General features: G+C 49.7%; 6 protein-coding genes. 1 reads left to right on the plus strand and 5 read right to left on the minus strand.

The features are described 5' to 3' along the window. Nucleotides 1–264 precede the first annotated feature (264 nt). The 5 genes from KI809_RS11240 to KI809_RS11260 form a co-directional block, all read right to left on the minus strand. On the minus strand, nt 265–1,275 hold the full coding sequence (locus KI809_RS11240; protein ID WP_214171656.1) for a hypothetical protein: 1,011 nt from the start codon (nt 1,273–1,275) through the stop codon (nt 265–267). Nucleotides 1,276–1,404: 129 nt separating this feature from the next. Continuing rightward, the gene (locus KI809_RS11245) at nt 1,405–2,478 is read right to left on the minus strand and encodes a hypothetical protein (RefSeq protein WP_214171657.1); all 1,074 of its coding nucleotides are present in this window, start codon (nt 2,476–2,478) and stop codon (nt 1,405–1,407) included. A 65-nt stretch (nt 2,479–2,543) separates the two neighbouring features. Beyond that, nucleotides 2,544–3,641, minus strand: a complete 1,098-nt coding sequence (locus KI809_RS11250) for a hypothetical protein (RefSeq protein WP_214171658.1) — start codon at nt 3,639–3,641, stop codon at nt 2,544–2,546. Between the two features lie 20 nt (nt 3,642–3,661). Continuing rightward, nucleotides 3,662–5,143, minus strand: coding sequence for an InlB B-repeat-containing protein (locus KI809_RS11255; protein ID WP_214171659.1), 1,482 nt, complete (start codon nt 5,141–5,143; stop codon nt 3,662–3,664). 421 nt (nt 5,144–5,564) lie between these two features. Next, nucleotides 5,565–11,516 carry an RHS repeat-associated core domain-containing protein gene (locus KI809_RS11260; protein WP_214171660.1) on the minus strand — a complete coding sequence of 1,984 codons (5,952 nt, stop codon included), beginning with the start codon at nt 11,514–11,516 and terminating at the stop codon, nt 5,565–5,567. Between the two features lie 144 nt (nt 11,517–11,660). Between KI809_RS11260 and KI809_RS11265 the strand changes: the two genes are divergently transcribed. Beyond that, complete coding sequence (locus KI809_RS11265; protein WP_214171661.1) at nt 11,661–11,972, plus strand: hypothetical protein; 312 nt, start codon at nt 11,661–11,663, stop codon at nt 11,970–11,972. Nucleotides 11,973–12,024: the final 52 nt, after the last annotated feature.

Consider the following 12,024-nt stretch of genomic DNA (forward strand, 5'->3'; position numbering starts at 1 on the left):
AAGGGCGGTTCCTTGAGGGACCGCCCTTTGTCGTTTTATTTATTCGGCAGCTTTTTGCTAATACGAGTCCGGGCTGGTGCTATTACCTCTGCATAGAAGCAAGAGAGGTCACCATGCCGTATCATTCGTTACAGGCATGGGACCAGAATTACTACCTTGTAGATTGCAACAATCAACCCATTGAATATTCGTATTCTCAAACAACCATGGGGGGAACTCTACTTAAAACGTAATTGTCAAACTCGTTTCAGATGGCATGTCCTATTATATTGGGTTTCCCGGCATTTCAATAATTTGCAAAGAACCTTGATTGAATGTGAACCCCCCTCCATTACTTAGCAACTGTAGTGAAATTGTAACTGCTCCAGCCGGCACTCCAGCCAAGATTGTACTGGTGTTAGCACTTATATTGTAGCTCCCTACTCCCATTTGAGCCAGTCCCATTTTAGATTCAAGCTGTTGAACTCCATTTTTGGCAATACATATAAATCCACCCAACGAGTTACCGGTTGTCCCAAATCCCTGAGCAGTCACAAGCAGTATAGTATTCCCATTCTGCTTGGTAATAGTTCGTGAAACATAATTTGTCCATGTAGCTGTTGAGGATTGCGTAGAAGTTGTATTGGACTGGGCATACCCGAAAAAAACAGAAATTCGATCAAGCGGCACTGCGCCTGCATTCAGATTGCTGGCATTCTGATAGAAACTTGCAGGTTGGGAATTAAGACTGACGGCATTAGCAGCACTACCCGCGTTTGCCGCGTAAGTCACTGACTGGGACCCGATATTGCTGGTATTGATGGCAGTGGCGGCGGCCTGATAGTAGCTTGACGGTTGGCCGTTGAGGTTTGCGGCATTCGTTGCATTTGCAACGGTACCGGTTACGTTGACACCGGGTACCGAGCCTATTACCAATACCCCGTTGTCATCAAAATACCACGACCAGGCACCGGCATCCTTGTAGATACCTGCCGCCGCGGTGCTGAACATGAACGTCCTGCCAAAGTCGGACGACCTGATGCCAAAGTAACCGTTTTTGTTGCCGCTTACCTGGAGGTTGCCGTAAGTGCCGGTTTCATTGGTAGTAATGGTACCGCGGCTGGTAACCAGGCTGGTGGCAGCAGTAGCGGTAGTGGCACTGGTAGCATTGCCGTTAAGCGGCGCGGTGACGCTCGCGGCAGTTATATTGCCGCTGACATTCAAATCACCGTTGCCGGCGTAGACTTGCGCCACTAAAGCAAAAACAACGGCCAAAACAAATAAAGTTCTCTGCATTATCCCCTCTCATAATATACAAAAGTAACAGCAGTAGACATTAACAATACTTCTGGCCAATCAATAGCACAGTTAAGCCATTTTCTAATCATGTTAACCGGGTATACCCGTACTCATATCGAGGAACAGTTACTGTACAATCTCTTCAATGGTAAATGTGCTCCTAATAGTCCCTCCTGCATCGGTATCGGTTCTGCCATTAAGATACCAAGTACCACCTGCATTGAATGCGCCCCCACGAACACTATAAATGATCGAACCTGTTGTTGCGGGAGAGAACTCAAAGCTGAAAGGGGTGAGTTCTGTGGTTATTTGTCCAGATGTCGTGTATCCGTTAGATACGACGCCTATCAGATTATTCCCTGCAAAAACTCCGATCACAACGCCTGTGCCTCCGTACGCAGAATGTGTATTTAACACACCAGAAACACGAATAATGTCCGTTGCGTTATTCGCGCTTATTGCTTGGCTGAACAATTCAGTTCCGGCTGTAAGGGTTGGAGCAGTATCAACAGTGGAGAAATTCGAAACGTAGGTTCTTGATCCCACAATAGAACTGTAATAACGGCGAATGACAGTGCCAGGCTGCTGACGTTGCCATGGGATGGTTCCTACTGAAAGATTACTGGCGTTCTGATAAAAGCTTCCCGGCTGGGAATTGAGCTGCCCAGCATTTGTCGCACTTGCAGCACTACCCGCGCTTGCCGCATAACTCACTGACTGAGACCCGATATTGCCGGTATTGATGGCAGTGGCGGCGGCCTGATAATAACTTGCCGGTTGGCCGTTGAGGTTTACGGCATTAGTGGCATTCGCAACAGTGCCGGTTACGTTACCACCCGGTACCGAGCCTATCACCAATACACCGTTGTCATCAAAATACCACGACCATGCACCAGAATCCTTGTAGATACCTGCCACCGCGGGGCTGAACATGAACGTCCTGCCAAAGTCGGACGACCTGATGCCAAAGTAACCGTTTTTGTTGCCGCTGATCTGAAGGTTGCCGTAAGTGCCGGTTTCATTGGTAGTGATGGTACCGCGGCTGGTAACCAGGCTGGTGGCGGTAGTGGCATTGCCGTTAAGCGGCGCTGAAACGCTCGCTGCAGTTATATTGCCGCTGACATTCAAATCACCGTTGCCCGCGTGGGCTTGGGAAACAATAAGCAACAACCCGGCTGACACCAAATTGATTCTCTTCAAGTTAACGCCTCCAGACAACTGCCTTAGAATTCTAAAACTACAAAGCGCAAAGATACCTTACAACCCTATTGCGCTATTTCTTCTACAGTCATGTATGTAGCTGCAACTCCGCCAAAAACCCTTAACCCTGCATTAGTTCCATTTACATAAAATACTTGCCCTGCGTCCCCTCGACCAACTCGCAATGAGTATGTCACAGAGTCTGTTGAGCCGGGTGAATATTCGCCCATGATCGCGATTGGCGCTGGGAAATTACCGTCCGCTGAAACTGTGTGTGTCGCTGCGGCTATAGCGTTTGAACTACCAGACTGGAATAGTGACGATACCGTAGTTCCTGCGTTAGTTGGTTGTCCTTGAACATAGGCTCTGATTACAATTCTTGAGTTAGGCCGTTTTGCTGCATATATCACACTCAAAACCTGTGTCCCCTCAGTTATCTGTGGGACAGTGTCGTCTCTGGGAATGGTCACATTGCATTTCACCACTGATCCAGTCGATGCACTGGCATACCCAATAACTGAACCTGCTGTAGCCACTGTTGCAGGGACTGCCCCGGCATTCAGATTACTGGCGTTCTGATAAAAGCTTCCCGGCTGGGAATTGAGCTGCCCAGCATTTGTCGCACTTGCAGCACTACCCGCGCTTGCCGCATAACTCACTGACTGAGACCCGATATTGCCGGTATTGATGGCTGTGGCAGCGGCCTGATAGTAGCTTGCCGGTTGGCCGTTGAGGTTTACGGCATTGGTGGCCTTCGCAGCATTAGTAGCATCTGGAACAGTTCCGGTAATTCTAGCCCCCGGCACTGTTCCAGCTCCTAACACCCCGTTATCATCAAAAAACCAAGACCACGAAGCTGAATCTTTGTAAATACCGCTGTATGAAGCATTAAACATGAACGTCCTGCCAAAGTCGGACGACCGGATGCCAAAGTAACCGTTTTTGTTGCCGCTTACCTGGAGGTTGCCGTAAGTGCCGGTTTCATTGGTAGTGATGGTACCGCGGCTGGTAACCAGGCTGGTGGCGGTAGTGGCATTGCCGTTAAGCGGCGCTGAAACGCTCGCTGCAGTTATATTGCCGCTGACATTCAAATCACCGTTGACGGCGTAGGCATGGGTGGATACACATAATAGCCCCAGTAATAACGAGAAAATCCGCTTCATTTTATGCTCCTGAAAATTGTTCATTGTATATTGCAGGTTGCTGCGTCGCAAACTCTGAAACTATCCAAGTTGACGGTGCCGAGGGTAACCCTCTCTGCCCCTAGCAGTATCGTATAATCGGCAAAGGAACCGGGCGCATATTCGCAGGTATACCCTCCTTTGATGGTCACGGTGATATCTCTAGCAGCGGTGAAGTTTTCTGGAAACACCTCCGCCTGGGTCTGGATCGTCGCGCCGCTTGCCGCAGCGTTATAGGCAGCCTGCAGGGTGGTGAAGTATGATTCCGTGCCTTCTATTCTGGCCGGTGGATTCGAGCACGGCAGCTTTGAGAAGACGGCTTCCAAGCTTTGACGAGCAGTAACATTGCTAAAGGTGTAGCTTGTATAATCTCCGTCATATTTTGTTTCATTAATCTTGACGCCGACGGCCTTGTACCTGTTCGTGTGATAAATGTTGAACGTCTGGCTTTCACCGTAGGGGACATACACAACAGGTGGAGAGAGAGTTTCAGTGCCCTGCTTCACAACCTTGATAGTGCCAATCCCCTGCTTCACGGTGATCGGATACTCATTTATCGCAAAGGTCGCATCAATGCGGTGTTCTTCGGCCACATTCGAAAAGGTATGGGTCATCGCGGCGCTTGATTCCGGATTTACATTTATATTCAGGGGAGCCCCGTCAACCGTTAATGTCTTCACATGGTAGCCAAGTGCAGGGGTTATCGTGAACGTCGGGCTACTGTTATAATCAACGGTCGGTGAAACCGGAGTGATGGTGCCGTTGCTCCCAGGGGAGGTGGTGATGGTGTAGGTGTTTATGGCAAATGTCGCCGAGATGCTGTGATTCGCGGTGATGTTATTAAAGGTATGACTGGTAACCGGACCGATGGAGCTGCCATCGACCTGGACGTCGGCAACATGGTATCCGGTTGCCGGGGTAATGTCATATTTCTGGTCATTGCCGTAGTATAAGGTCTTTGTTCCGGGGGTAATCGTACCATTGGCACCGGACGTGGCTGTTATGGTAAACGGTGCATTCGGCACGAAATTAACGTGTATTTCGCGGTTGCCGGTAACGCTGACGAAAGGATAAAGGGTTACCCCATAAACCGTGTTATCGATGATGATGTTGTCATCTATCCGAATGTTGTCCACGAGAATATCACCTATGCGGTTCCCTGCTGCCGGGACGATGGTAAATTCGGTGCGGCTCCCGATGAACATTGGCACCGGGCCGAGTGGATAGATATTGCCGCCTGCGGATGCCGATGATGTTATGGTAACAACATTCGGCCCGGTCGGCTTTTTCGCTCGCAGATTGCCGGTTTTGTCGTATTCATAGGCAATCGCATTGCCGTTGCCGAGGCGCACTTCGCTCAACCGGTCCATTTCGTCGTAAACGTAGGTGGTGGTTCCGGCAAAGGAGATGGCGGAAAAGATAAGGCTCACTGCGCACAGGGTAAGAACTGCGGTGAGAGCCTTGAGTATGAACTTATTCAACATATTGACCTCGCGATTGGCTATATTGGCCACTTGACATAACAAATTTGCAATGAATGAAGACTCAACCTTGCTGCGGAACCCTATCGATTTATGCTGCTAATTATCCTCTCCTCCAACCTATCTATTCTCTTTAATCCGCTCTTCTTGCATCCATACTTTTATATGTTTTGGGAAATATGCCTCTGATCTCATTATCGCCCACCCCAAACATACAAATATGAGAGGAACTATTGCTAGTATAAATTTGAGCAGAATATCATCAGATGGTAATGATTTTGCCGATATCTGAGGATATAACAACTGAATAAAACCCCAAATACTTACTAAAGTGCCTATCAAACAAAAGAAGAAACCAACCAAACGAGCAATTAGGTTAAATGTCTTCCAATAGTAAAATTCCATTTTAAACCTATTCATATATTCACCATAAAGAGGGTGTAGCAATAGTCAAAGCTTGAGAAATACCGCCCCCAAGCATAACACCATAACCGACTCCACCTCTTAATCCTTTGCCAGCTGATATTGATCCACTATTTCTATCTACAGAATATCCAGCAGACGGTCCCCATCCCGCATTTCCTTCTACGTGTAACGCTCTGTCAACACTATATATTGGCATATTCCCAGTGGTACGACCTACCATTCCAGAAACCCCTATGCCAGCAAAATAGCCAGCTCCAGTCATACCATTAGCTTGGAACTGCATAAATGCCTGTCCAGTTGACGGGATCACACCCACATTCACACCACCGCCCCCATATAAACCGGGGAATGTTGGAAATATTTGCCCCCCTAATGTTCCACTGACACCAACGCTAAACGTCCATGCGCCATCATTAGAATTTGTCCCTTCAGCATTAGTACCTGCGTTACCGCCCACATTCTGTTCCCAACAAACTAGCGGTGGCTCCTCAAAGCTCATTTGCCCTTTTGCCCCATAATCATTTGATGCTGTGTCAGTATTATTTTGTGTCGGGAAATTACCGTAAGTAATTTGTGTCTGACGATTATTGCTTCCACTTGAGAATGACGCTTCGGGGTTTGGCGGTGGGTTTCCACTACGGTATGAGACACTGCTCTCCCCAGTAAAAAAATCCAATATTGAACTAAACGAAAATTGCCATTCAAAATGCCCCGTTGGATCAACAAACTTCATTGGGTTGTTCCGCACGTACGCATAGCGGTTCAAGCTCTGCGGGTTGGTGTAATCCGGCACGATGCTGTCCGGCGTGATGAACCTGCCGATCTCCGGATCATACAGCCTTGCGCCGTAGTTATAGAGGCCTACTTCGTAGTCCTGCTCCTGGCCGGTGAACTTGTGTAGCACTTTTTCGGTGCCGTTGTCCTGCACCGTTTCGCCGAACGGGTCATAGTGGACCGATTCCACCTGGTTGCCGGCGGCATCGGTAACTATCGACGTGCTCCCCAAGTGGTCCGGATGGTAGAAATAGGTCTTGACGCCGGTGTGGAAGGCAATTCGGGTATTGTTGGCAAAGATATAGTTGCCGCAGCCGTCGCTGGTGGCGCATTCATGGAGGTTGTCGATGTATATCCTGGAGCTTGCCCCGACTGTCTTCTTAACCCTTTTGCCGTTGCCGTCATACACAAAAGAGATGGTGCTGCCGTAAGAGGTAACGCTTATCGGCATGTTGTCCGGGGTGTAGGTCAGGGTCCGGAATCCGTCGGTTTCCATGTTGCCGTTGGCGTCGTACTTGTACATCCTGCCGGTGGAGGTAGATAAAACGGCATGGGCGCGGGCCGGGTCAAGGGTGTAGCTGACGGAATCGGTAATAAGCGGATTGACGTCTGAGACCTTATCGGCAATCTCGGTGACATTCCCTTTCAAGTCATAGAGGTATTCCCGGTCGATCAAAATGGCCTGCCCATTGCGGGTCTTCAACGTAGCGAGCCGGTAATTGCCCGGATGATAGGTGTAATCGGTGACTACGCCGTTGCCGGTTGCAGCGCCGTTGCCATAATTAATCTTCATCGGTTGGCCGAGGGCGTTGTAATCCTTGAACTCGGCATAGCTCCCCGCTTTCCACAGATTGCCGGCATTGTCGTATTCGTAGTGGACCAGCTCATCGTCGGGATAGAGGATGTTATGCAACCGCCCAGCGCCTTCGTAATCCTTCACAATCCTGTAATCGTGGCCCCCCACGGTCCTAACGGTTTTGGTCCCCCTACCGACGACGTCGTAATGGTATACCGTCTTGCCGGAGGCATCGGTCATGGAGGTAAGCCGCCCCTTGGGGTTGGCAGAGTCGGTCCCTTCGCCGTCGTAGCCGTAAGTCACGCTTGTCATCGCCGAGTCTGCCGGATAATGCTTGGCTGTCACCCGGTTCAGGTAGTCGATATCAAAGGTAATGGCTTGGCGGTTTGTCTTGTGATTGGCATCTATCATCGCCTTGAGGGTGCCGTCTCCGTAATAATCGTATTCCCAGATCCCCATGTCCGGGTCAGTCATCTTTTTTTTCCGGCCAAGGGTGTCGTATTCGATACTGGTAACCTTTTTGTTAGTAGGCTCACCCGGCTTTGAGGCATCGACGGTAACGCTAGTCAGGTTGCCGAGCACATCGTAACCATAATCAGTCGTGGCATAGGGAGCCCCCAGAGAAGCGCCGCAGGCAGGCATATCGCCGGTATATTCCTCAACCTTTGCCAGCCTGCCGAGAATGTCCCTGGTCTCCCGCCTTCCGTGGTTGTTCTCGTCGATAATAACGGTGGACAAGCCGTTATAGCAGTACCGGACATTGGTGTTGTCAGGATTGTCCACCTGGGTCACCCGGCCGATGGGATCATAATGGTAGCTTCGATAGACTGCAGCGGCACGGTCATCTTCGAAATACGGCAACGAAACCTTTTTGACCTTGCCCCGCGCATCATATTCCGTTGTGGTGACAATCACCTTGTTGTCCGGGCCGCTTTTGCGAACCATGATCGTCCGCCCCAGACCATCGAAGTAAGATCTACTCCCCATCCCCAACTGGTCATAGGTGTAGATATGCTGGAAGCCGACCGTGCCGAACGAATTGTAATCGTTATCTGTCCAGTAGCCGTCCGGCCGGGTCTCACGCTTCTTTCTGCCGAAGATATCGTATTCCGTGGTGGTTGCCTGACCGTTGGCATCTGTGACGCTCGCCTGCTGGCCAAAGCGGCCTTTGGTCCCAGTGGCATTGACACCGTAATAGGTATAGCTCGAGGTCAATTTCTCTCCGCCGACTTTAACCAGAGGAGAAATAACGGAGACAGGAAAGGTTTGGTCCGTCTGGTTGTCATAAACGGTCTCGCTATACTCGCCTATTCCGCAATTAGGCTTATTCTCATCACAATAACGAGTTTGATTGCCATAGCTGTCATAGGCCATGGTTTTTGACTTTAGTGCTGTTTCACCCTTAAGCCAGCGTTCCACCCTGACGAGGTTTCCTTTCTCCGGCATTTTCTTATATGAATCGTAGTAGAAGTCGGTTTTGCGAATCAGGTTGACGTCGCTGCTGCCGATCCCCTGATAAACGGTTTCGGATGCCGGAAATCCGACAAGCCAGCTTCTGGTGGCATCATCTGTATTCTCGGCAAACTCCCTTACGATGGTCTTGTTGAGCAAAACGTTACCCGGGTTTTCGACGTCGCCATAATGGTCTTCACGGGTAATATTGCCATAGTCATTATGTTCCGGAGTAAGGTAATCATCGTAAAAAAAGTCAGTTCGTGTATACCTCGCGCTGCGATCCCCCTTGCACAGGCCTCGCGCCTGACCGTCGCAGTTGAAACTCTCCACCCGAGTTGCCGGGCTGAAATTGTATGGCCCCGATCTGTAGGTAGTGTAGGTCGTTTCTATTTCCGAATATATGTTACCCTGGCTGTCCGATACCCTGGTCAGGTACGGTTTTCCCTTCATGAAACCGATCGCTGCCTTTGGGTCATCAGCTCCAACTGCAGTATTGTTCCCCTGGTGAAACCAGGTGTCGGTGACGGTCTGTTCGCCATCTGCACCTGCCGGACCGGTGACGGTCACATGATTAAAACCGCGAAACTCTTTTGCCCCTGAATGGTAATAACCGCCGGCATAGACATAGTTTGTCGAAGCAACAGGGCTGTTAGTGCCGTTGCCGTCATTGACCGATACCTCGGCAAGCAGCAGTTTGACAAAAGGGAGATCAGTGGACGGTTTATACTTGAAGCTGGTTGCACCGCCAATGCCATTATTGATGCGGGTAAGGAGGTCGGTCGGTTCGGAACCGGCATGGCTGTTAAGCCAGTTTGCCCCGTCAAGACACAGAATATCGGTCTTGCCGTCGCCGGTATAATCCACTGGGAAACATTGCTGGCCGACACTCCCGGAAGCAGGGCCGCTACCGTCCCAGGGAAGGGTCATCCAACCGTTTCCGGTAGACGCGCCAATTTCCCATTTGCTGGAAACGTAGCAGGCAATATCCGTTTTATCGTCACCGTTGAAATTTCCGGTAAGACAATGGTCATATACCGGCACTGTCGGTGCAGGCCCTCCGGCAGTGAACGATGTCGTATCCCAGCTGTTGCCGGTTGACAGCAATACCTTCCATTTAGACTCGATATAACAGGCGATATCCGTTTTTGCATCGCCATTAAAATCACCAGCACGGCAGTAGGCGCCAATCGGATAATAATCCGGTTTCTGGTTGAGCGGCGGGATTGTCATAGTCGCGCCACCATCCCATGGAGCCCCAACCCACCCCCGATAAGGGTCGTTGCGATATACGTCCCATTTTGATGTGCCACTCTGGTTGCAGGCTATCTCTGTCTTGCCGTCTCCGGTGAAGTCGCCGGTCAGGCAATTAGAGAGGGGAGTGCCATAATCGGTCCACGGCTGCTTGCTTGTGCTCCAGCCGCTGCCGGTCGACAATGCCAGTTGCCACGCAGTCTGATAGCCGTCAGGGATAAAACACGCTAAATCGGTTTTACCATCCCCGTTGTAATCGCCGGGAAAACACTGCCGCGATACACCTGGAGTTGGCCCGTTCGCCCAGGATTCATTTTTCCAGGTATCTACAGAGGTCTCGCCGATGGAAGCCATAACCCAAGTGTTGCTTGCCCCTTTTGGGTCAGTATTACAGGCGATGACGGTTTTACCGTCCCCCTTGAAGTCGCCGCTGAAACATTGCTCCCCGAGAATGACCGGCGATGACGGACGCGCAGCCGTCCAATTAGTGAGGGTATTTTTATAAACAACGCTTTTCAGATCCCACCCGTCATCATTGCCTGAGGTTGAACAGACAACATCGTTTGTGGCCGCAAATTGCCCGGACAGACAGTACGCATTTGCCTTTTTAGCCGACGACAGTAACGACAAGTTGACCGCAGGAGTTGGGATGGTCCAGGCCTGCGGCTCATTGTAGGTAAAGGTGATGGGCGGCTTATGGGCCGTACCGTCGCTGCCGTATTCGGTTATCGAACGGAGCAGCGACATTCCGGTCAACGGGCTGTACTGGCTGCCGGGCGCTGTCGCGTCGGTATAACCAAGCTCATATTTCTTCACGAATTCGGTGTCGTTGTTTGCCTTGACCACTATAGCCTTGAGCCGTTTCTTAATGGTTACCGCATAAAGAGCGGCGTTTTGAGCCCTTGGATAGAGTGTTGTGTAGCTGGTCAGCGCATCGTAACGATCTTGATCTTCCAAGATAAAGATAACGGTGTTGGTAGGAAGGAGGCCGGTCGTGGTATTGCCAGTATAATGTATTTTTTCTAAGTAGATCTGATTACCATACTTTACATAATCGAAGTCGATATAATTGTCGTTTGCGTCTACAATCCTGTCAAGATACCATCTAAAATCCATATCCATAACGTTAGGTTCATTAACGTATTGACGTGAACTCCCTTTGTGAAATCCAAACCGATAACGCGTTCCCTTTTTATCAATTGCCTCCCAATAGGGTCCAGCAGCAGAGATATCATTCGATATTCTTACAATCCGCGAAAAACGGCCTTCAATTTTTGCGCGATACTCTTCTCCTACGCCGGCATAAACCAGCTCGGTTCCGCCTTCCGCCTCGCGCAAAACATATTCATTGCCGCTGTAATTGATGCCACCCTTTGTATTCCGCTCTATCGCCCCCAGTTCCAGGTCCCAGCCGACACCGATCCAGCCATTGCCGTTAGTGCTCCTGTACGAAAGCACAACACTCGGCGTCATGCCTTTTCTACCCGGCGGCACGTCAATGGGAATGCGGTAATTCAGGGTTCCGGTGAACAGGTCGGGCAGGGGGGTTTCTGCACCCTCTGAGGTATCGGTGCCTTCTGCATGGGCAATAGCGCCGAACAGCAATACCAGTAATAGACTGAGGGAAAGGATGACATACTTCAGGGAATTGCCAGCAGAATGGCTGAGAAACATGGTGCCCTCCAAATAAAAATCACAGGGAGAAAACTCCCTCAGAATCAACATAGAAACAAAACTTGCTCGATGGGTTCCGGCTTAACGCTTCATCGCATTTTCTCAATAAATTAAAACAGTTACTACTGCGCCAAACCGGAAGCTATGTTATATCAACAATTGTGCCAATTGGCACAAAGCCTTAGCAGTAGCTGCTTTAATGAGGGCAGTGCGATTGCGGGAATAAAATTGCGGCAAAAATGGGGGCATTTTCGAGGGGCAAAATGGAAAAATTTTTTACATGATTTTAAAAGTGTCGATACTTCAAATAGATATAAGACACCTCAAAATGGAAAAAAATTTTACATGTTTCAAAAACATCCACATAAACGAGTAGTTAAGCAGGCAGTAAAAATGGAAAATTTTTTTCCATTTTTACTGCCTGCCCAAAGGCAGGCAAAGTTTGCCGGTAATTAACCCACTAACAATGAGGAAAGATGCTTGAGTAAAACAATAAAAAGGGCGGGTT

It is taken from the genome of Geoanaerobacter pelophilus (assembly GCF_018476885.1).
In the GTDB taxonomy this organism is placed as follows: Bacteria; Desulfobacterota; Desulfuromonadia; order Geobacterales; family DSM-12255; genus Geoanaerobacter; species Geoanaerobacter pelophilus.

Bases quoted from the DNA above. Each gene is read 5' to 3' on its own strand.
- KI809_RS11240 (WP_214171656.1), bottom strand. From the start codon at position 1,275: ATGCAGAGAACTTTATTTGTTTTGGCCGTTGTTTTTGCTTTAGTGGCG.
- KI809_RS11250 (WP_214171658.1), bottom strand. From the start codon at position 3,641: ATGAAGCGGATTTTCTCGTTATTACTGGGGCTATTATGTGTATCCACC.
- KI809_RS11255 (WP_214171659.1), bottom strand. From the start codon at position 5,143: ATGTTGAATAAGTTCATACTCAAGGCTCTCACCGCAGTTCTTACCCTG.
- KI809_RS11260 (WP_214171660.1), bottom strand. From the start codon at position 11,516: ATGTTTCTCAGCCATTCTGCTGGCAATTCCCTGAAGTATGTCATCCTT.
- KI809_RS11265 (WP_214171661.1), top strand. From the start codon at position 11,661: ATGTTATATCAACAATTGTGCCAATTGGCACAAAGCCTTAGCAGTAGC.